Raw genomic sequence first — 19726 nt, 5'->3', positions numbered from 1 at the left:
CATGACGACGACCAAGATATCCGATGCAAGTTTCGAAACCGACGTCCTGAAGGCTTCGGGCCCGGTTCTGGTGGATTTTTGGGCCGAATGGTGCGGCCCGTGCAAGATGATCGCTCCGACGCTGGAAGAGCTCGCCAGCAACATGAGCGGGAAGGTTACCGTCGCCAAAATGAATATCGACGAGAACCCGGCGACTCCGAAGAAGTACGGCGTCCGCGGCATACCGACCCTGATGGTGTTCAAGGACGGCCAGGTCGCAGCCACCAAGATCGGTGCCCTGCCGAAGAACAAGCTGATCGAGTGGGTCGAATCGGTGATTTGAGGTTCTCCGCCGGCTCGGGCGGAACGGTTCGATCTTCGCCGCTGAAGATTTCCGCGGTTCATAACCGCCGCGATCGCCATTCCCGTCGGGGTGCGGAAGCCGTACCGACGGGAATGGGAATCGCCTGCCGTCAGCGGAAGCGGTCCAGCATCCGATAGAACGCGATGAGGGCCGACACATAGGCCTTGTGGAATGCGTGAAACGGGATCGGTTTGATCCTGGTGATCGGGATGGGCAGCTCGGTCCGGTCACCCGTCTGAACATATCGCGCGAGAATCCCCCCCATGGTCGTCTGCAGGCCGACGCCGCGGCCCTGGCAGCCGAGAGCGAACAACAGGCCCGGCTCCGGCTCGTGCAGATGCGGGAAGAAGTCCTGCGTCAGCGCGACCCGCCCCGACCATCGATATTCGTAATCGATCCCACGAAGCTGCGGATAGAGCGTCGCCACCATCTTCACCAGATGCGAAAAGTAATCGTGGTCTTTCGGCTCGCGAAACCACCCCCGGCCACCCATGAGGAACCGGCCCTGCGCATCGAGCCGGAAATAGGACAACAGCCGACGGGTATCCGAAGCGACGACGCCGCCCCGAAGAATGGAATTCCGGACGTCTTCGGGCAGAGGTTTGGTCGCGATCTGGGCGCTGTTCGCCGCGATGATGGTCCGGGAAAGTCCAGGCCAGAGATCGTCGGTGTAGCCGTTCGTGCAAAGGACCACCCGCTCCGCGGCGAGTTCGGTGCCTTGGGCCGTCGTCAGACGCCATACGGAGCCATCGCGGTCCAGCTTTACCACCGGAGACCGGGTATGCACCGTGGCGCCGGCGGCGATCGCCGCCCTGGCCAAGCCGCGAGCATAGCTAAGGGGCTGAACCGACCCCGCACGATAGTCGATCCAGCCACCGTGATAGAAATCCGTCCCCAGGATCTCCGCTGTCCTGTCGCGGTCGAGCAGGGCGACATTGGCCCCCCAGCGCGCCCATTGCTCGCAGCGGCGGCGCGCGGTTTCCATGCCGGCCGGCGAGTGGGCCGGCTGAACCCACCCTTTGCGGACGGCGTCGCAGGCGATGCCGTGCCGCTCGATCAGATCGAAGACGGTATCGGCCGTCGCGCCGAAGACCGTCGCCATTCGTTCGCCCGTCTCGGGGCCGAATTTCCCGACCAGCTCGTCAGGGTCGTATTTAAGTCCCGGGATAACCTGACCGCCATTCCGGCCGGAGGCGCCCCAGCCGACCTCGCCGGCCTCCAGGACCGCGACGCCGGTTCCTGCCTGTGCCAGATGCAGCGCCGTGGACAGGCCGGCATAGCCGCCGCCGACGACAGCGACATCGACCTGGCGGGCCTCCGATAAGGGGTGAGCCTGCGGCGCCGGCTCGGCCGTGGCGGCCCAAAGGGACGGTGGCAGGGATGGGGGCAGGGAAGGCGACTGCGGCTTGGTATCGGCCATCGGGATTCTTTTCGTTAGAGCGGATTCAGCACACGCCGCAGGAAGTCACGGGTACGTTCTTGTTTCGGATCGGCCAGCATCTCGGCGGCCTGGCCCTGCTCGACGATGATTCCGCCATCCATGAAGAGGACACGGTCGGCGACCTCTCGAGCGAAGCTCATCTCATGGGTGACGACGAGCATGGTCATGCCCTCCTCGGCCAGCGAGCGCATCGCCGCCAGGACGTCGCCGACGAGCTCGGGGTCGAGGGCCGAGGTCGGCTCGTCGAACAGAATGGCCTTCGGCCGCATGGCAAGCGCCCGGGCGATTGCCACCCGTTGCTGCTGGCCGCCCGACAGCGAGCTTGGGTATTGGTCGGCCTTTTCCGCAAGGCCGACGCGGGCCAGCAGCTCCCGCCCCCTCTCGCGCGCTTCCCTGGCGGGCTCGCCCTTTACCTGGATCGGGCCCTCGATGACGTTCTCGAGAGCGGTGCGGTGCGGGAAGAGATTAAAGCGCTGGAAGACCATGGTGACTTCCATGCGGATCTCGCGAATGGTCTTGGACCGCCGGTCGACCCGCTGGCCTTCGACCAGAATCTCGCCCTGGTCATGGGCTTCGAGGCCGTTGATGCACCGTAGGAGGGTCGATTTGCCCGATCCTGACGGGCCGATGAGGCACACGACCTCGCCGCGCGACACGGTGGCATCGATGCCGCGCAGGACCTCCAGGTGGCCAAAACGCTTATGAACATCGTGAAGCTCGATCATCGCTGGCCGAACCTCTTCTCGAGATGCCCGGACAGGATGATCAGTGGAATGCTCATGCACAGATATAGCAGCGCGACGAGCGTGTAGACCGTCATGTTCTCGAACGTCGACGACGCGATCAGCTTTCCTTTCAAGGTCAGCTCCGCAACCGTGATGACGGAGGCCTGCGAGCTGTCCTTGAGCAGCATGATCATGGTGTTTCCGTAAGGCGGCAGGACCGTGCGGACGGCCTGGGGCAGGATCACCCGGCGCATCATTTTGGCCCAGCCCATGCCGATCGACTGCGCGGCCTCGATCTGGCCCTGTTCGACGGCCTCGAGACCGGCCCGGAAGTTTTCTGCCATGTAGCAGGAGTAGGCGATGCCGAGACCGATGAAGCCGGCCTGAAAGGCGGTCAAGTCGAGGCCCAGTTCCGGCAGCACGAAATAGATGTAGAAGAGCTGAACCAGGATCGGGATGCCGCGGATCGTGTTGATAATGGTCTTCGCGGTCCAGACGAGCGGCCACAAGCCGGAATAGCGCATCAGCGCCCAGACCAGCCCGAGCGCAGTCGATAGGAGCAGGGCGCAGATCGTCACCTGAACGGTGATGACCGCGCCCTGCAACAGGATCGGGAGAAAGCCCCTGGCGTCAGTCAGGAAGGCGTCCATACTGCGTGATCCAGGCGTAGTCGGTTACTTTACGTTCCACTTCTTGGCCAGGCGATCGATCTCGCCCGCGGCCTTGAGCTTCGCCAACGCCTCGTTGATCTTGCTCAGCAATTCGTCATCCTCCTGGCGCACGCCGAGGGCGACCGGGCCGGCAACCACGCTCTCGTAGCTCTGGACCAACCGGACGTCCGGGTACTTACCCTGGGAGAGTTGATAGGCCAGGATCGGCTTGTCGCCGAAGCCGGCCTTGATGCGGCCGAGATTCACGTCGCGAAGGATGTCGGCGAGGGAATCGTAGATTCTCACTTCCTGGAAGGCGCCGGACTGCTGCAGCGGCTCGATATAGATCGTGCCGACCTGAACGCCGACCACCGCGCCTTCGAGGTCGTCGAAGGACTTGTATTCCTTTTGGTCATCGGCGGCGACGACGAGACCTTCGCCATAGGGGAAGACCGGATCGCTGAAGTCGATCACCTCTTCCCGCTCGTCGGTGGCGATCATGGCGGCGGAAATGATATCGATCTTGTTCGAGGTGAGCGCCGGGATGAGCGACGAGAACGGCGTCGCCTCGACCTCGACCTCGAAGCCGGCCTCCTTGGCGACGAGATCGATTAGATCGACCATCATGCCCTGGATGCTGTTGGTCTCGATGTCCAGGAAGGTGAAGGGAATGCCGGTCGGGGTCGAACCGACCTTGTAGATCGTCTCCGCGGTGGCCGTGCCGGCGACGGCCAAGCCGGCCGCCAATGCGCCGGCGGCCAGCGCCTTCTTCCAAGCGTGAATCTTCATTGTTCGTTGCCTCCATGCGGGTTGGTGATATGGGACGGGGCGACACCCCGGTCGGGAGGAATCGCCCTGAGTTCGGTCCGGTTGCGGGCGGAAACGGCTCGCGCCGTCTCGATCAGGAGCGGGACGAGTTCTTGCCGCAACCTGTCCAGGGTCCATCGGCTCGTGGGGCCAGAGATGTTGATCGCGCCCACGGGATCCCCGTCCACCCCCAGGAGGGGGACCGCAATGTTCAGATCGCCGCGGAAGTACTCCTCATTTGCCCACGCATATCCATCATCGCGAGCCTGCCGGACGAGGTCCGCGATACGGGCGCGGTCGGTCTCGGTCAGCGGCGTGAACCGGTGGATGGGAGACTGCGCGATGATTGCCTCGGCCCGACTGTCGGGAAGCGCCGAAAGGTAGGCCCGCCCGGCAGCCGTGCAGAACATCGGCAGCCGTCGTCCGACCGATATGTGGACGAAGAAGCGCTTGTGGCTCGGGAACCGGGCCACGAAGACCATGTCGGTGCCGTCCGGTTCGGACAGATTCACCGATTCGCCGCAGGCCTGATTGAGATCGAGCAGATGAGGGCTCGCCTGCTCGATAAGCGGATCGGCCGCGAGATAGGCATAGCCGAGGTCCAGCATCTTCGGCGTGAGCACCCAGCGGCGGGTGTGCGCGTCCTTCCGCAGATAACCGAGCGTCTCCAGGGTGTGGGTGAATCTCTGGGCCGCACTCTTCGTGATCCGCGCCGCGGCAACGATCTCGCTAAGGTTCATTGCCGTCCGACCGGGATGGAAGGCGTGCAGGATCGTAAAGGCCTTTTCGACCGACTGGTTGAAAAGAGGGGAACGATCGCCGCGTCCCGTCCGCGGTGCCGTCTTGCTGCCGGTCTTGGTCTTCAAAGCGCGTGTCAGGGGAACCGTCTCTCAGGAATCAGCGAAGCTTTCAAACCGTATGTATCGCATATCGATACATACGAACCGAATACCGGTCAGCTTGACCCAAAAAATCTCGGTGTGTCAATATTCGATGCGCGGGGCAGGCCGAAGAGACGAGCTGTCTCGGGCTCCAGAGGGGATTTGTGTGGCGCGGCTTGCCCTTTTCGGGCGGAGTTTTTATTCAAATGCCGGAACAGTCGGGAATGGCCGCAAGCCTTGGGGGGCGGTGCCTGGCTTTGCCTGATGCCCTACAGTAAAAAAGAGTTAACCACACTCCTATATATGACTCCCAGGCATCCGAACGCTGGTAAGATCATCAATCTTACCATATCGTAAAGCCACCGAGAGAATTTCACTCAAATTGAAGAAGTGTTCGTGCTTTCGTGTTTGGACCATCGCCCGCTCCAGGCGGGCCCCAGTCAGGGAAGGATTGTCAAGATGACCGGTTCGACCAGCAGCACTCGTGAATTCACGATGTCGCGCAGTGTAACCAGGCACAACGCGGGCGGAGAGCCGGCCCGCACGGTCGGATGGCAGATCTCCCGGATCAAGGATCTGTTCCGCCGTCAGCCGGCGCGGCGCCTGCCGCCCCTGCCGAACGCGCACTACATCGCCGTCCACATGGCGGCCGCCAAGCCGAAGGGGGCGCTGCGGTAAGTCGGTCAGCACCTGATTTGCGCGCAAATCAGGTGCTTGAAGCTTAAACTTTTACCAGCTTTCTAGGAAAGTCGGTGCGGGGTACACGCCGAATGCGCCCGAAAGAGCCCTTTCTCACAGGCGAGAGAGGGCTCTTTGGCTTCGGATGTCAGCTATTCTCGCCCAGCACCGAGCCGGCGAGATAGAGAGAGCCGCAGATCAGCACCCGGCCAGCCGGTTCATCCGCGGAGCGAATCGCCGACAGCGCCGCCGAGATACTTTCGGCCGGATGGGCCTCGATCCCGACGGCGCGCGCGGCCGCCGCGGCCTGTTCGGCACTCATGGCGGCGTGCTCTCCGGGAATCGTGATCGCGTGCAGACTGCGAACCAGCGGCGCCAGGGGGCGTAGGAATTCGACAGGGTCCTTGGTCTCCAGCATGCCGAAGACGAGGTGCAGGGGGCGGCCTTCCGGCGCTCCTCCCGGTTCTCCCCCCGATACGCCCCGTGCCGCTTCGCGCCAGCCCGCGGCAATCCCGGCGATGGCCTGCCCGGCGGCTGCATTGTGGCCGCCATCGAGCCACAGCTCCCAATCGGGCGGCAGCATCGCGACGAGCGGACCTTGCGTCAGTCGCTGCATGCGGGCCGGCCACTGGACGTCGCTCAAGCCGCGCCGTATCGCGGCTTCGTCGATCGCAAAGCCTTTCAGCCAGGACAGGCAGGCCAGGGCCGTTCCGGCGTTCTCGATTTGATGCGCGCCGATGAGGGCCGGTAGAGGCAGCCGCCGCTCCTCTCCCGCCATACGGAAGACCAGCGGGTCCTGCTGGCTACTTCCCGTCGCAGCGGTGGACCACTCCTGTCCATGGCGGCAGAGCGGCACCGACAGCTCCCGCGCCCGTGCCTCGAAGACCGCGGCCGCCTCGTCGGGCTGCGGCGCGATGACCGCCGGTACGCCCGGCTTCATGATCCCGGCCTTCTCGCCGGCGATCTGCGTGAGCGTGTTGCCAAGATGCTGCCAATGGTCGAAGGAGATCGGCGTCAGGACGGTCAGCAACGGCCGTTCCACCATGTTGGTCGCGTCCTGCCGACCGCCGAGCCCGGTTTCCAGCAGAAGAATGTCGGCCGGGGTCCGCGCGAAGGCGAGGAACGCGGCCACGGTGGTGATCTCGAAATAGGTGATCGGCGTGGTGCCGTTGGCCGCCTCGCACTCGTCGAGCAGCCGCATCAGCTCATCGTCCTCGATCAGCCGACCGGCGAGCCGAATCCGTTCGTTGAACCGGACCAGATGCGGCGAGGTGTAGACATGGACCCGATAGCCCGCAGCTTCCAACATGGCCCGCAGGTAGGCGATGACCGAGCCTTTGCCGTTGGTCCCGGCGACATGCACCACCGGCGGCAGGCGGCGTTGCGGATTGCCGAGCGCCGCCAGAAGCCGCTCGATCCGGTCGAGCGACAGGTCGATGATCTTCGGGTGATAACGGTTCAGCCGATCGAGGATGATATCGCTCGCCGATGACGTCTCCCGCGGTGCCTGTTGGGCGGCCTCGCGCCGCAACTGGCCGCTACCTTGCCCATGCGATTGCTTGGCCTGGCTTCGGTAGATGCTCATCGACGGTGATTCCCTGCTCCGGCAGCGTCAGGCGGCGCGCCGGTTCTGCAATAACGGACTTGGCTTGATCGTGGATGGAGAGGGGCGCTCATATCAGGTTCCGCTCGTCAGCGTCTCTAAGGCTTCAGCATCTCTATGGCTAAAGACGAAGACGCCTCCGGAACCCTGTCAGAGGCCTGCAGCTTCGAACGCTCCCGGAACCCTGTCAGGAGCCAGCTTTTCGAGGCGACTTTATGAAAAGCGGCCGAGCGCCGCAAGGCCCAATCGCCGGCCGAATCTTTCCGAGCCGAGCGGTCCGCCGGCGCTGATCACTCGGAACCGTTGCTCGGCCGCGACCGCCCATTAAAGGCTTCGGCCGCGGTCGTCGCCGGCGGCTCGACGACGGCCGGCGGCTGCGGGTTGTGCAGCAGGCGGATGATCCGGATCAACGTCTGGCGCAGTTCCGGGCGTGACACCACGATGTCGACCATGCCGTGGTCGCGCAGATATTCCGCCCGTTGAAATCCCTCCGGCAGCTTCTCGCGGACCGTGCCCTCGATCACCCGTGCGCCGGCGAAGCCGATCACCGCACCGGGTTCTGCCAGCGCGATGTCGCCAAGCATGGCGAAGGACGCGCTGACGCCGCCGGTCGTCGGGTCGGTCAGCACCACGATGTAGGGCAGGCCGGCTTCTTTGACCTCGTCGATGGCGATGATGGAGCGCGGCATCTGCATCAGCGACAGGATGCCTTCCTGCATGCGGGCGCCACCGGACGCCGGAATGACGATCAGCGGCGCCTGTTGCGCGACGGCGAGGCGCGCGGCCGCGATCAGCCCGCCGCCGACCGCGCTGCCCATCGATCCGGCCATGAACGCGAAATTGAACGCTGCGACGACCGTCTGCGCGCCGCCCATCGTTCCGTGGGCGACGATCAGGGCGTCCTGTTCGTTGGTTCGGCCTTGCGCCTCTCTGAGTCGGTCACTGTAGCGCTTCTGATCGCGGAACTTCAGCGGGTCCGGGTCTGTTCTCGGTAACTCCAGACGTTGATAGCGTCCGTCGTCGAACAGCATCTCCATTCGGCGGAGCACGCCGATCCGCATGTGATGGCCGCAATGGGGGCAGACGCGCAGATTGGCCTCGAGCTCGCGATGGAAGATCATCTGGCCGCAGCTCGGGCACTTCTCCCAAAGATTATCCGGCACTTCGGTCTTGCGGACCAGCGCCTGAAGTTTCGGACGGACGAAGTTGTTGAGCCAGCTCATGGAATAAGTCTAATTGATCCAATCACAGAGACGCAGAGTCACAGAGAAGGGTTTAGAAATTCCTCTTGTCTCTGTGCCTCTTCAATTCGGAAGCCTATTTTTTCGCGCCGCGGACACCCGTTGCTAGGTCGGATACCAGCTGCAGCACGCCGTCCACCAAGCCCGGCCGCGCGCGATCCTCGGAATCGAGATTCTCGGCGATACGGCTGACGAACGCAGAGCCCACGACCGCAGCATCGGCGATGGCCGCGACCGCGGCTGCCTGCGCGGCCGTCTTGATGCCGAATCCGATCGCCAGCGGTAGGTCGGTGTGGCGCCTCAACCGTTCGACGGCACTCTGAAGATCGACCTCGCTCGCCGAGCGTGTTCCCGTGATGCCCGCGATCGAGACGTAGTAGAGAAAGCCGCTCGTGTTGGCGAGCACCGCCGGCAGGCGGCGGTCGTCCGTCGTCGGCGTCGCTAAGCGGATGAAGTTGATGCCGGCCGCCAGGGCGGGCAGGCAAAGCTCCTCATCCTCTTCCGGAGGCAGGTCGACGACGATCAGCCCGTCGACGCCGGCCGCCTTCGCATCGGACAGGAACCGGTCGACACCGTAGGTATCGATCGGGTTGTAGTAGCCCATCAGGATGATCGGCGTCTCGCCGTCGTCGGCGCGGAAATCGCGCACGAGCGCCAGCGTCCTGGTCAGCGTCATTCCAGCCTTGAGCGCCCGCAGGCTCGATGCCTGGATCGCCGGGCCGTCGGCCATCGGATCGGTGAAGGGCATGCCGATCTCGATCAGATCGGCGCCGGCGGCCGGCAGCGCCTTCAGCAAGGCGCGCGAGGTCTCGGGATCGGGGTCGCCGGCCGTGACGAAGGTGACGAGTCCGCCGCGGCCGGCGGCGCGCAGAGCGTCGAACCGACGAGCGATGCGTCCGGAGTCGGCGGCCCTGCCAGCCATCGCGGATTTGGCGGCGACCGCGCTCAAAGCTTTGTTCCCAGCTGGTCGGCGACGGTAAAGATGTCCTTGTCGCCGCGACCGCTCATATTCATGACGATCAGATGATCCTTCGGCAGGTCGCCGGCCATCTTCGCCACCTGTACCAGGGCATGCGACGGTTCGAGCGCCGGGATGATGCCTTCCAACCGGGCGCAGAGCTGGAACGCCTCGAGCGCCTCCTGGTCAGTGGCGGACACATAGGTGATGCGCCCAATGTCGTGGAGCCAGGCATGTTCCGGTCCGATTCCGGGATAATCGAGGCCCGCGGAAATCGAATGCGCGTCCTGAATCTGCCCGTCGGCATCCTGCAGCAGATAGGTGCGGTTGCCATGCAGCACGCCCGGCCGCCCGCCGGTCAGCGATGCGGCATGCTTGTCGGTTTCCAGGCCGTGCCCGGCCGCCTCCACGCCATACATGGCGATCTCGGATTCATCGAGGAACGGGTGGAACAGGCCGATGGCGTTGGAACCGCCGCCGATGCAGGCGACCAGCGAATCCGGAAGTCTCCCCTCGGCCTCCAGGATCTGCTCGCGCACCTCGTCGCCGATCACCGACTGGAAGTCCCGCACCATTGCCGGGTAGGGGTGAGGCCCCGCCGCCGTCCCGATGATGTAGAAGGTGGAATCGACGTTCGCCACCCAGTCGCGCAGCGCTTCGTTCATCGCATCCTTCAGCGTCCGGGTGCCGCTCTTCACGGGCACGACCTCAGCGCCGAGCAGCTTCATGCGGAACACGTTGGGCGCCTGCCGGGCGATGTCGGTCTCGCCCATATAGACGGTGCAGGGGAGATCGAACAGGGCGCAGACCGTCGCCGTCGCGACCCCGTGCTGTCCGGCGCCGGTCTCGGCGATAATCCGCGTCTTGCCCATGCGCTTAGCAAGCACGATCTGGCCCATGCAATTGTTGATCTTGTGCGCGCCGGTGTGGTTCAGCTCCTCGCGCTTGAAGTAAATCTTGGCGCCGCCAAAATGGTGGGTGAGCCGCTCCGCGAAATAGAGTGGGCTCGGCCGTCCGACATAATGCTTCAGATAGTAAGCGAGCTCGGCCGCGAAGGTCGGGTCCTGCTTGGCCGCGTCATAGGCCCGCTCGACCTCGAGGATCAGCGGCATCAGTGTCTCGGCGACGAAACGACCGCCGAAGGTGCCGAAATGCCCGTGTTCGTCGGGTCCTGCGCGATATGTATTGACCTTGCTCAACGGCTTCCACGAGGCGGTTGTTAGCGGTTCCAGTGATCGCGCAATCAACCATAGCGCCGTTAAAAGGTCAAAGCTTTGCGACCGCCGCGTCGCTGCCGAGTGCGCGCGATCGATCCGCGCGCCGGCGGCGAGTCCAGCTACTTGCCGAGAACCGGAAATTCCCGTCACGCGCGTCCGGAAGCATGGATCGCGCTCGCGACGGCTCTTTCGAGCTGCCTGGGCGAAAAGGGTTTGATGAGGTAGCCGACCGGGTCGATTTTCTTGGCCCGATCCATGGTGGGGCCGTCGGCATGCGCGGTGACGAAGAGGATCGGCACGCCGAAGCGGCCCTTAAGTTCCCGCGCGGCCTCGATCCCATCGGTTCCGCCCTGCAGCGTGATGTCCATCAGCACCAGGTCGGGCCGGTGCTCGACGGCCGCCCGGTAGGCGGCGTCGGCCGATGGCGCGACGCCAGACACGTGATAGCCCAGTTCCGCCAGAATCGCGGAGGTGGCGAGCGCGATCAACATCTCGTCCTCGACGATCAAGACGCTGAACGGTCTTCGGGCGGGAGATGAAGACAAGGTTTTGCTCTAGAACCCACGGCGCGGTTGGTGATCCCTGCAAATCATGCTCGGCGATGTGGGGGGCACGGTATTACCGCAATGGTTAACAAAGCCTTGTCTTGCGAAGGCCTCCCAAAGACTGCGCCGCAGGGTAATAGCGGCCGCGCGCTTCGGTCAGGCCGCCGCAGCGGCCGCCAGGAAATCGCCGATCTTCGTGACGCTCTTCCGACCGGGCGCATGCTCGACGCCGGAAGAGACATCGGCGACGCGGGCGCCGGTCGACCGGACCGCCGCGGCGAGATTGCCGGCCGTGAGGCCGCCCGACAGCATCCAGGGAATCGGCCAGCGCCGCCCGGCGAGCAGGTTCCAGTCGAAAGAGACGGCATTGCCGCCCGGAAGCGCGCCGGGCCGCTTCGGCGGCTTGGCGTCGAACAGCAGCCAGTCGGCAGCGTCGCAATAGGCGGCCGCGGCGTCGATATCGGCCTTGTCGGCGACGCCGATCGCCTTCATGACCGGCAGGCCGAACGTCTCGCGGATGGCGCGAACGCGCGCCGGCGTCTCGCGGCCATGGAGCTGCAGCATATGAAGCGGCACGGCCGCCAGGATCTCCGCGATCCGGCGGTCGTCCGCGTCGACCAGAAGGCCGACCCGCCCGACATCGGCCGGCACCGTCTTGGCCAGCGCGGCGGCTTCGGCGATGTCGACCGCGCGCGGGCTCGGCGGGTAGAAGACGAACCCGATATAGCGGGCGCCGCCGCTCGCCGCCGCAGTCGCGGCCTCGTGGCTGTTCACGCCGCAGATCTTGACGTCCACCGGCATGGCGGCGCTCAGGGTGCCGGCACCGCCGCCCCTTGGCTGTCCTGCCAGCCGGACAGCCGGCGAAAGGCAAGAGCGAGGACGGTCAGCAGGGCGGCTAGGAACAGATAGCTGCCGACGCTGTTCAGCAGCAGCGTCGTCAAGGGGGCGGCGGCGGCGAGTCCCGTGCTTGCGATCAGGCCATTAACGATATGGAGCGCCACGAACAAGGGCAGGGCGACCAAAAGCACGATCGCCATCAGTTGAAAGCCGCGGGCCGCCGTGTCGCCCCAGGACTGGGCGAAGCCATAGCGGGCATCGACTGCGCCCGCCGGAAGGACAAGGGCCAGCCGCAACATGATGAAGAGCGCCGCGAGAGAGACAAGCGCCATGATCAGATGCCCAGCGGCGGAGCGTTGGGCCATCGCCAGGGCGAAGGAAAACGGGATGGCCATCGCCAGCACGATGCCGATCATGAGCAGGATGCTGCGCCAGAGATAGGTCGTCTCGCGATTTCCCCAGCGGATGACCGGCGCGCTCAGGGCCTCCTGCGGACCCATCAGGATCAGGCGATGCCAGCTGACGGCAAACAGGGTCGTCGGGATCAGGTCGGCGGCAAGGATCAGGGGAAGGATATTGCTTTCGGCGACGCTGTAGGCGAGCAGCGCGAGAGTGAAAGAGGCGGCCACCGGAACCAGCACCGTCCGCAGAAAGCCGTCCCGGTTGCTCCAAAGCAGGTGGAACACCTCGGCGGCGGTGCCGGAAATCGGCAGCGACGAGCCAGATGGCGATCCGGGAGGCGACCCAGATGGCGAACCGGTCGGCGTCGGGGGCTGCGCGGTCATTCTGTTCCTTTGTGCTGCGGTCGCCGGCCTTGGCCCGCGGCCACGGGCTGCCTACAATCTTCTTTAGACTACAATCTTTTTTAGATAAGTGGGGTGCCCGACCGCCTCAACCCACGGCGTCGGCGATCTCGCCCGCGATCCGCTCGGCTGCCGCGGCCGGGTCGTCCGCCCCGGTGATCGGCCGGCCGATTACCAGATAATCGGCGCCGCGTTGTGCCGCCTCGCCCGGCGTCATGAACCGCTTCTGGTCTCCGGCCGTCGCCCAGGCGGGGCGGATGCCGGGAACGACCAGGGTGAAATCGGGTCCGCAGTGCCGACGCAGCGCGGTGATCTCGTGCGGCGAGCAGACGACGCCGTCGAGCCCGCAGCGTTGCGCGAGATCGGCCAGCCGCAACACCTGATCGCCCGTCGCGTCCCGCAGGCCGAGCTCGGTGAGATCGCCGTCGCCCAGGCTGGTCAGGATGGTGACGCCGATCACCAGCGGGCGGCCGATAGCGGTCTTCGCCGCCGTCTCCGCCGCCGCATCGACGGCGGCGCGCAGCATCGCCGCACCGCCGCCCGCATGCACGTTCAGCATGAACGACCCCAGCGCCGTCGCCGCGCGGACGGCCCCGGCCACCGTATTCGGGATGTCGTGGAACTTCAGATCGAGGAACACGGGCTGCCCTTCCGCAACGACCTCCCGCACGCCGGCAGGGCCGTTGGCGGTAAAGAACTCGAGGCCCAGCTTGACTCCGGCGACGGAACGACGCACGGCCTGGGCTTGCCTGACGGCGGCATTCCTGTCGATGGTGTCCAGGGCGACCAAAAGGCGTGGTGAGGTGGCTGCGGTCATCTTTGGCTCTCTCAGGCGAGGATCAGATCCGAGGCGGCATCGGGCGCCGGACCGAGGCCGGCGAGCCATCGGGCCGTCTGCGGCGTGCCGTATCGCCCAGTCACCGCCGCCGCGGTGGCGTGCCCGACCAGGGCGCCGAACTTGAAGCCATGACCCGAGCAGGCGCTGACGATCCAGGCTTGCTCCAGGCGCTCCAGGATAAACCGGCTCTCCGGCGCGATGGTGTAGAAACAGATCCGCATCTGCTGCGCCGAATAGTCCGGCAGATTACGCAGACGTCCGGCGAACCGCCCCAGAACCGCCGCTGCCTCGTCGGGCCAGGGCTCGCGCGGTGCCTCCACATCGCCGGCCGCGCGATGCGCCCCATAGGCGAGCTTGAGGCCGCAGCCGGCGACCGGCGGAGCGGCATAGGCGTCGTCCTCGCCCCCGAAATCGACGATGATTGGGGCGCCGGCCCAGGCGGCCGCAAGATCCTGCGGCGGATCGGCATAGAGAACCGCATTCCGCATCGGCGTGACGCGGCCGGCGAACTCCGCTAGCAGACGTGGAAGCCAGGCGCCGGCGGCGATCACGACGGCATCGCCGGCTGCGGTGGTTCCATCCTCCAGGGTGATCCGGGCGCGGGCCGGATCGATGTCCCGAACCCGACAGCCGACGCGAATATCGACTCCCTCGCGACGCAGCAGGTCGCCGAGATCGGCAACGATGCGATCGGCGAGAAGGACGCCCCCGCGCTTCGTGTGAAGCGCCCAGCATCCGGCCGCGGGCGTCAGGATGGGGTAGCGCGCGGCGAGGGTCGCGTCGTCGAGAACCGTGTAATCAAAGCCGACGGTGTCCATCGTCCGGCGCGACCGGGCGGTCCAGTCGTCCGGTGTGGTCGAGATGGCAAGCGCGCCGGTCTCGATATAATGGCTTCGCCCGAGCGCGCGCCAGAGCTGGTCCCATGCCGCGAAGGCGGACGCGACCAGGCGGCAATAGCCGACCTGATCGCTATAGAAGTTGCGGATCAGCCGATGCTGGTCGACCGACGCGCCGCGCGGGTTCGGGACCGAATCCTGTTCGAACAATGTGATTTGATGGCCGTCGCGCGACAAAGCCCAGGCGGTGCTCAGCCCGGCGATTCCGCCGCCGACGATGACGATCTTCAACGGGCGATATCCGCGGCGGCAGCCCCAGAGGCAAAATGCCCAGAGGGGAGATACCCAGAGGCGAAGTGCCGATGGGCAATCGCGTCAACGAGCCGCGACACGAAGGACCTGTCGGCCACCCAGGGTGTTCGCAGGGGTGTTCGCGGCAGGGGAGGCGGCGAAAGTCGCCGCGGCCGACGCCTCGGCCTGCCGCCGCTGCAGTTCAGCGATCTGCCGCGACTGCGCCCGCACCTGCTCGGCGAGTTGCCGGGTCTGCCGACGGCGCCGACCGCCTGACAACCAAGCCACGACAGCTCCGAGCATGAAGCCGACGAACAAAGCGCTCAGGATGATGAGATAGATCGGGAGATTCATCTCCCAGGGCAGCGGCCAGAAGCTGAGCGTCGCCAGCGATCGGTTGGTGATGGCGAACAGCACCACGATCGCCGTTACGGGCACGGTGAAGATCCAGGAAAAATGCTTCACGACCGGCTCACACCTTCTGCCGCAGTCAGGCCCTGTGCAGTCAGGCCCTGTTAAGTACTCTTAGACTTCTCCGCCATTCAGCCGCTCGCGCAGCTGCTTGCCGGTCTTGAAGAAAGGTATCACCTTGCTCGCTACCGAAACCGAATCGCCGGTGCGCGGGTTCCGTCCGAGGCGAGCATCCCGCTGCTTCACGGAAAACGCGCCGAAGCCGCGCAGCTCGACCCGATCACCGCGGGCAAGTGCCGCCGAGATCTCGTCGAATATCGTGGTGACGATGCGCTCGACATCGCGGTGAAAAAGATGCGGGTTCAGCTCACCGATACGCATGATCAATTCGGATTTCGTCATGATGCCTCGATCCCCCGATAACGTCCGGCTCTTGTCCGACCCTGCCGGTCAAAGTTAACCAGAGGTTGCCAAAGCGAATCCGGGGCGTCAAGGATAAGCCTCTCAGATCTAATCGATTTCCGGGCCTGAACGAAAATAGGGGCGGGTTTGAAACCCGCCCCTATAGTCGCCGAGCCCTGTTCGGACTCTCCGCCTACTCCTCCGTGCCCTCGTCGGCTTCTTCCTTGGTCGACCGGTCGCGCTGCGCGCGCGAGATCGCCGCTCCGAGAATATCGCCGAGGCTGGCGCCGGAATCGGAGGACCCGTAGTCGGCCATGGCCTTCTTGTCCTCCTCGACCTCCTTGGCCTTGATCGACAGGTTGACCTTGCGGGTCTTGGAGTCGATCGCGGTCACCTTGGCATCGAGCTTTTCGCCGACGGCGAAGCGGTCCGGCCGCTGCTCGCTGCGCTCACGGGAGAGGTCGGTCTTGCGGATGAAGCCGGTCATGCCTTCGCCTACCGAGACCTCGACGCCGCCGTCCTGCACCGCCGTTACCGTGCAGGTGACGACGTCACCCTTCTTGATGCTGCCGGCCGCGGCGGCGAACGGGTCGGTCTCGAGCTGCTTGATGCCGAGGCTGATCCGCTCCTTCTCGACGTCCACGTCGAGGAGCTTCACCTTGACGATGTCGCCCTTCTTGTAGTCGGCGAGCGCCTGCTCACCCGGCTTCTCCCAGTCGAGATCCGACAGATGGACCATGCCGTCGATATCGCCGGGCAGGCCGACGAACAGGCCGAACTCGGTGATGTTCTTGACCTCGCCTTCGAGCACGCTGCCGACCGGATGCTTCTCGACGAAGTTGGCCCACGGATTCTCCATGGTCTGCTTCAGACCGAGGCTGATGCGCCGCTTCTGCGGATCGACATCCAGCACCATGACCTCGACTTCCTGGCTGGTCGAGACGATCTTGCCCGGATGGACGTTCTTCTTGGTCCAGCTCATCTCCGACACATGGACGAGACCCTCGATGCCGGGCTCCAGCTCGACGAAGGCGCCGTAGTCGGTGATGTTCGTCACCCGGCCCGTGAACTTCGTGCCGACCGGGTACTTGGCCTCGACGCCCTCCCACGGATCGGCCTCGAGCTGCTTCATGCCCAGCGAGATGCGCTGCGTCTCCGGGTTGAACCGGATCACCTGCACCTGCACCGTCTGGCCGATGTTCAGCGCCTCGGACGGATGATTGATCCGCCGCCACGCGATGTCGGTCACATGCAGCAGGCCGTCGACGCCGCCGAGATCGACGAAGGCGCCGTAATCGGTGATGTTCTTGACCACGCCCTGCAGGACCTGGCCTTCCTTCAGGTTGGCGATCAGTTCCGAGCGGGCCTCGGCGCGGCTCTCCTCGAGCACGGCGCGGCGCGATACGACGATGTTGCCGCGCGCGCGGTCCATCTTCAGGATCTGGAAGGGCTGCGGCGTCCCCATCAGCGGCCCGATGTCGCGCACCGGGCGGATGTCGACTTGACTGCCGGGCAGGAAGGCGACGGCGCCCGACAGGTCGACGGTGAAGCCGCCCTTGACGCGGCCGAAGATCACGCCGGTCACGCGCTGATTCTCGTTGAAGCTCTTCTCGAGCTGCGTCCAGGCTTCCTCGCGCCGAGCCTTCTCGCGGCTCAGCACCGCTTCCCCGTTCTTGTCTTCCATGCGGTCGAGATAGACCTCGACCTCGTCGCCGACTTTCAGTTCGGCCTTCTGGCCCTGGCTGGCGAATTCCTTGAGCGCGACGCGGCCCTCGGATTTGAGGCCGACATCGATGAGCGCCACGTCGTTCTCGATCGCGACGACCGTGCCCTTCAGGACGCTGCCTTCGACGTTGGTGCTGCTGCCGAAGGATTCATCGAGCAGGGCTGCGAAACTTTCCTTGCTGGCCGTATCGCCGGCGGAAGCGGTTGCTTGTGTCATTGTTAGAGTCTGTCCTTTCCAAATTATTCCGGCCGGCCGGTTGTCTCCGGCGGTCTATTGCGCGAATTGCCGCGCCATTAGGTGGTCTGCGGGGATGAAGGGGACGGCGGCGAAGACGTTCGACGCCGGCCGTCATTCGGGACAGCGCCCGAGACCGGCATCGGACTCTGGTCCGATCCTTTGCCGCCTGAACCCTCGTCTCTCAGGGCTCTGCCGAGTCTTGGCAGCGTGAGCCGATATGGGCGACGGCGATGGCGAATGCGGCGTCGGCGTCGAGCGCCGAGGTGTCGATGACCAGGGCATCCGGCGCCGGCGTCAGGGGCGCGACCGAGCGACCGCTGTCGCGTGCGTCACGTTCCCTCATGTCCTGCAGAACGCGAGCATATATACTCTCGCCACCCCGCTCTATCAACTCCTTATGCCGGCGCCGGGCGCGCTGTTCCAGGTCGGCATGGATGAACAGCTTCACCTGGGCTTGCGGCCAGACGACGGTGCCGATATCCCGCCCGTCGAGCACCGCGCCGGCGACCGGTCCCGACGGTCCGGCCGGGGGGGCTGCGGCGAACGTCCGCTGCAGGTCCAGCAGGGCGGCACGAACGCCGCTGATCGCAGCCACTTTCGACGCCATCTGGGATACCGCTTCCTCGCGCAGTTCCGGCAGGTCCAGATCGCCGGCCGATACGGCCCGGGCGGCGGCGATGGCGGCGGCTTCGTCCGGACGGTCGATGCCGGCCCGCAGCAGCCGGGCGGCGACGGCGCGGTAAAGCAGGCCGGTGTCCAGATAGGCGAGATTGAAATGCGCGGCGACCCGGCGGGCGAGCGTCCCCTTGCCGGCGGCCGAGGGGCCGTCGACCGCGATGACGAAGGGGGAGGGGCGCGTCGAAACGGACATTATCGGTCCTGCGTCGGTTTGAAACCCACCCCTACAGGCCGGATCCGTCCGCCGAGCCCGTTCATCAGCTCGATGAATCCGGGGAAGCTTGTGCCGATCGCCGTGCCGTCGTCGATCTCGACGGGCTCCCGCGCGGCCAAGCCCAGGATCAGGAATGCCATCGCGATGCGATGATCGTATCCCGTCGCGATGGCCTGGCCATCAAGGGCGCCGCCGCGCGGCCGGTTGCCGTCGCCGGTCACCGTCAGGCTGTCGGCGCCGACCGTGACTTCGACGCCGCAGGCCGCGAGCCCGCGCGCGATCGCCGCCAGCCGGTCGCTCTCCTTGACCCGGAGTTCCGCCAGCCCCTGCATCACCGTCGCCCCTTTGGCGAAGGCGGCAGCGACCGCCAGAATGGGATATTCGTCGATCATAGACGGCGCCCGTGACGCCGGAACCTCGATGCCGGACAGCTGGCTCGCCCGAACCTGCAGGTCGGCGACCGGCTCGCCGGCTTCTTCGCGCGCGGCGGTGGAGGTAATATCGGCGCCCATCTGCCGCAGGGTCTCGATCAGGCCGATCCGGTGCGGATTCATGCCGACGCCGCTGAGCGTGATATCCGATCCCGGCAGCAGCAGCGCCGCGACCAGCAGGAACGCCGCGGAGGACGGGTCCGCCGGGACGCGGATCTTGCGGCCGGTGATCTCGGGCTGGCCGACGAGGCTTACGGTGCGGCCTTGCTCCGTGGTCTCGACATCGATCGTGGCGCCGAAATGCCGCAGCATAAGCTCGGTATGGTCGCGGGTCGGCTCAGGCTCGATCACGGTGGTCCGGCCCGGGGTGTTCAGGCCGGCAAGCAGCACCGCCGACTTGACCTGGGCGGAGGGCACGGGCAGCCGATAGGCGATCGGCAGCGGGTCCTCCGTGCCGATGATGGCGAGCGGCAGCCGGCCGCCCGATCGGGCGACGATCCGCGCCCCCATCTGCTCGAGCGGCGCCGCCACCCGCCCCATCGGACGGGCGCGCAGGGACGCGTCGCCGGTCAGGAACGCAGTGCCCGGATGGGTGGCGAGCAGGCCCATGAGCAGGCGCGCGCCCGTGCCGGCATTGCCGAGGTCTAGCATGTCCTCCGGTTCGCTCAAGCCGCCGACGCCCCGCCCTTGGACGCGCCAGGTCCCGTCGCCGTCGCGCACCACCGTGGCGCCGAGGGCGCGCATCGCGGCGGCCGTGCGCAGGATGTCCTCGCCCTCCAGCAGGCCGCTGATTTCGGTTTCTCCGACGGCCAGCGCGCCGATCATCAGGGCGCGGTGCGAAATGGACTTGTCGCCCGGCACGCGCGCCTCGCCTGCCAAGGCGTCGACGGGCTCGGAACGAAGCGGTTGCAAGGATGTGCCCTCCTGATCACT

At 65.7% G+C, this 19726-nt stretch carries 21 protein-coding genes; 2 read left to right on the top strand and 19 right to left on the bottom strand.

The window, feature by feature from the left end:
- The first annotated feature begins 1 nt into the window (after position 1).
- Positions 2–322 carry a thioredoxin TrxA gene (gene trxA / locus DT069_RS13835; RefSeq protein WP_119460897.1) on the top strand — a complete coding sequence of 107 codons (321 nt, stop codon included), beginning with the start codon at positions 2–4 and terminating at the stop codon, positions 320–322.
- Between the two features lie 130 nt (positions 323–452).
- On the opposite strand, the gene DT069_RS13830 is transcribed toward trxA, so the two are convergent.
- From DT069_RS13830 to DT069_RS13810, 5 genes are read right to left on the bottom strand one after another with little or no spacing between them, the layout of a single operon-like run.
- Positions 453–1763 carry an NAD(P)/FAD-dependent oxidoreductase gene (locus DT069_RS13830; RefSeq protein WP_119460896.1) on the bottom strand — a complete coding sequence of 437 codons (1311 nt, stop codon included), beginning with the start codon at positions 1761–1763 and terminating at the stop codon, positions 453–455.
- Between the two features lie 14 nt (positions 1764–1777).
- Positions 1778–2509: an amino acid ABC transporter ATP-binding protein gene (locus tag DT069_RS13825; RefSeq protein ID WP_119460895.1), complete on the bottom strand. Its 732-nt coding sequence runs from the start codon at positions 2507–2509 to the stop codon at positions 1778–1780.
- On the bottom strand, positions 2506–3159 hold the full coding sequence (locus tag DT069_RS13820) for an amino acid ABC transporter permease (RefSeq protein WP_119460894.1): 654 nt from the start codon (positions 3157–3159) through the stop codon (positions 2506–2508). The genes DT069_RS13825 and DT069_RS13820 overlap by 4 nt, the downstream gene beginning before the upstream one ends.
- Before the next feature lie 24 nt (positions 3160–3183).
- Entirely contained in the window at positions 3184–3948 is a 765-nt protein-coding gene (locus DT069_RS13815; protein WP_119460893.1) for an ABC transporter substrate-binding protein, read from the bottom strand.
- Complete coding sequence (locus tag DT069_RS13810; RefSeq protein WP_119460892.1) at positions 3945–4832, bottom strand: IclR family transcriptional regulator; 888 nt, start codon at positions 4830–4832, stop codon at positions 3945–3947. Before DT069_RS13810 ends, DT069_RS13815 begins: the two co-directional genes overlap by 4 nt.
- Positions 4833–5306: 474 nt before the next feature.
- Here DT069_RS13810 and DT069_RS13805 point away from each other — a divergent pair, with 474 nt between their 5' ends.
- On the top strand, positions 5307–5525 hold the full coding sequence (locus tag DT069_RS13805) for a hypothetical protein (RefSeq protein WP_119460891.1): 219 nt from the start codon (positions 5307–5309) through the stop codon (positions 5523–5525).
- A 148-nt stretch (positions 5526–5673) separates the two neighbouring features.
- On the opposite strand, the gene DT069_RS13800 is transcribed toward DT069_RS13805, so the two are convergent.
- The 14 genes from DT069_RS13800 to aroA all read right to left on the bottom strand — a co-directional run bounded on the left by DT069_RS13800 (position 5674) and on the right by aroA (position 19705).
- Complete coding sequence (locus DT069_RS13800; RefSeq protein WP_119460890.1) at positions 5674–7110, bottom strand: bifunctional folylpolyglutamate synthase/dihydrofolate synthase; 1437 nt, start codon at positions 7108–7110, stop codon at positions 5674–5676.
- A 308-nt stretch (positions 7111–7418) separates the two neighbouring features.
- Entirely contained in the window at positions 7419–8351 is a 933-nt protein-coding gene (gene accD / locus DT069_RS13795; protein WP_119460889.1) for an acetyl-CoA carboxylase, carboxyltransferase subunit beta, read from the bottom strand.
- A gap of 94 nt (positions 8352–8445) precedes the next feature.
- Positions 8446–9291, bottom strand: coding sequence for a tryptophan synthase subunit alpha (trpA, locus tag DT069_RS13790; RefSeq protein ID WP_119461030.1), 846 nt, complete (start codon positions 9289–9291; stop codon positions 8446–8448).
- A 23-nt stretch (positions 9292–9314) separates the two neighbouring features.
- Positions 9315–10526 (bottom strand): tryptophan synthase subunit beta, encoded by a 1212-nt coding sequence (trpB, locus tag DT069_RS13785; RefSeq protein WP_119460888.1) that lies wholly within the window; start codon positions 10524–10526, stop codon positions 9315–9317.
- Between the two features lie 164 nt (positions 10527–10690).
- The gene (locus DT069_RS13780; protein WP_119460887.1) at positions 10691–11053 is read right to left on the bottom strand and encodes a response regulator; all 363 of its coding nucleotides are present in this window, start codon (positions 11051–11053) and stop codon (positions 10691–10693) included.
- Positions 11054–11245: 192 nt separating this feature from the next.
- Positions 11246–11890 carry a phosphoribosylanthranilate isomerase gene (locus DT069_RS13775; RefSeq protein ID WP_119460886.1) on the bottom strand — a complete coding sequence of 215 codons (645 nt, stop codon included), beginning with the start codon at positions 11888–11890 and terminating at the stop codon, positions 11246–11248.
- A gap of 8 nt (positions 11891–11898) precedes the next feature.
- Entirely contained in the window at positions 11899–12711 is an 813-nt protein-coding gene (locus DT069_RS13770) for a hypothetical protein (RefSeq protein ID WP_119460885.1), read from the bottom strand.
- Between the two features lie 106 nt (positions 12712–12817).
- Complete coding sequence (gene pyrF, locus DT069_RS13765; RefSeq protein ID WP_119460884.1) at positions 12818–13546, bottom strand: orotidine-5'-phosphate decarboxylase; 729 nt, start codon at positions 13544–13546, stop codon at positions 12818–12820.
- Positions 13547–13557: 11 nt separating this feature from the next.
- A complete protein-coding gene (locus DT069_RS13760; RefSeq protein ID WP_119460883.1) occupies positions 13558–14694 on the bottom strand; it encodes an NAD(P)/FAD-dependent oxidoreductase in 1137 nt (378 codons plus the stop codon).
- An 84-nt stretch (positions 14695–14778) separates the two neighbouring features.
- Positions 14779–15159 (bottom strand): lipopolysaccharide assembly protein LapA domain-containing protein, encoded by a 381-nt coding sequence (locus tag DT069_RS13755; protein WP_119460882.1) that lies wholly within the window; start codon positions 15157–15159, stop codon positions 14779–14781.
- Between the two features lie 60 nt (positions 15160–15219).
- Entirely contained in the window at positions 15220–15507 is a 288-nt protein-coding gene (gene ihfB, locus DT069_RS13750; protein WP_119460881.1) for an integration host factor subunit beta, read from the bottom strand.
- 193 nt (positions 15508–15700) lie between these two features.
- Positions 15701–17449 (bottom strand): 30S ribosomal protein S1, encoded by a 1749-nt coding sequence (gene rpsA / locus DT069_RS13745; protein ID WP_119460880.1) that lies wholly within the window; start codon positions 17447–17449, stop codon positions 15701–15703.
- Positions 17450–17651: 202 nt separating this feature from the next.
- Positions 17652–18341 carry a (d)CMP kinase gene (cmk, locus tag DT069_RS13740; RefSeq protein ID WP_119460879.1) on the bottom strand — a complete coding sequence of 230 codons (690 nt, stop codon included), beginning with the start codon at positions 18339–18341 and terminating at the stop codon, positions 17652–17654.
- Positions 18341–19705, bottom strand: coding sequence for a 3-phosphoshikimate 1-carboxyvinyltransferase (aroA, locus tag DT069_RS13735; RefSeq protein WP_119460878.1), 1365 nt, complete (start codon positions 19703–19705; stop codon positions 18341–18343). Before aroA ends, cmk begins: the two co-directional genes overlap by 1 nt.
- Positions 19706–19726: the final 21 nt, after the last annotated feature.

The organism is Virgifigura deserti, assembly GCA_003576685.1.
GTDB lineage: Bacteria > Pseudomonadota > Alphaproteobacteria > Dongiales > Dongiaceae > Virgifigura > Virgifigura deserti.
The sequence above is the reverse complement of the archived record's forward strand: the minus strand, read 5'-3'. Positions and strand labels throughout refer to the sequence as shown.

What these genes read in the sequence shown, in the direction of transcription:
- trxA (WP_119460897.1), top strand. Translation starts at nt 2, where the DNA reads ATGACGACGACCAAGATATCCGATGCAAGTTTCGAAACCGACGTCCTG.
- DT069_RS13830 (WP_119460896.1), bottom strand. Translation starts at nt 1,763, where the DNA reads ATGGCCGATACCAAGCCGCAGTCGCCTTCCCTGCCCCCATCCCTGCCA.
- DT069_RS13825 (WP_119460895.1), bottom strand. Translation starts at nt 2,509, where the DNA reads ATGATCGAGCTTCACGATGTTCATAAGCGTTTTGGCCACCTGGAGGTC.
- DT069_RS13820 (WP_119460894.1), bottom strand. Translation starts at nt 3,159, where the DNA reads ATGGACGCCTTCCTGACTGACGCCAGGGGCTTTCTCCCGATCCTGTTG.
- DT069_RS13815 (WP_119460893.1), bottom strand. Translation starts at nt 3,948, where the DNA reads ATGAAGATTCACGCTTGGAAGAAGGCGCTGGCCGCCGGCGCATTGGCG.
- DT069_RS13805 (WP_119460891.1), top strand. Translation starts at nt 5,307, where the DNA reads ATGACCGGTTCGACCAGCAGCACTCGTGAATTCACGATGTCGCGCAGT.
- DT069_RS13800 (WP_119460890.1), bottom strand. Translation starts at nt 7,110, where the DNA reads ATGAGCATCTACCGAAGCCAGGCCAAGCAATCGCATGGGCAAGGTAGC.
- accD (WP_119460889.1), bottom strand. Translation starts at nt 8,351, where the DNA reads ATGAGCTGGCTCAACAACTTCGTCCGTCCGAAACTTCAGGCGCTGGTC.
- trpA (WP_119461030.1), bottom strand. Translation starts at nt 9,291, where the DNA reads ATGGCTGGCAGGGCCGCCGACTCCGGACGCATCGCTCGTCGGTTCGAC.
- DT069_RS13775 (WP_119460886.1), bottom strand. Translation starts at nt 11,890, where the DNA reads ATGCCGGTGGACGTCAAGATCTGCGGCGTGAACAGCCACGAGGCCGCG.
- DT069_RS13770 (WP_119460885.1), bottom strand. Translation starts at nt 12,711, where the DNA reads ATGACCGCGCAGCCCCCGACGCCGACCGGTTCGCCATCTGGGTCGCCT.
- pyrF (WP_119460884.1), bottom strand. Translation starts at nt 13,546, where the DNA reads ATGACCGCAGCCACCTCACCACGCCTTTTGGTCGCCCTGGACACCATC.
- ihfB (WP_119460881.1), bottom strand. Translation starts at nt 15,507, where the DNA reads ATGACGAAATCCGAATTGATCATGCGTATCGGTGAGCTGAACCCGCAT.
- rpsA (WP_119460880.1), bottom strand. Translation starts at nt 17,449, where the DNA reads ATGACACAAGCAACCGCTTCCGCCGGCGATACGGCCAGCAAGGAAAGT.
- cmk (WP_119460879.1), bottom strand. Translation starts at nt 18,341, where the DNA reads ATGTCCGTTTCGACGCGCCCCTCCCCCTTCGTCATCGCGGTCGACGGC.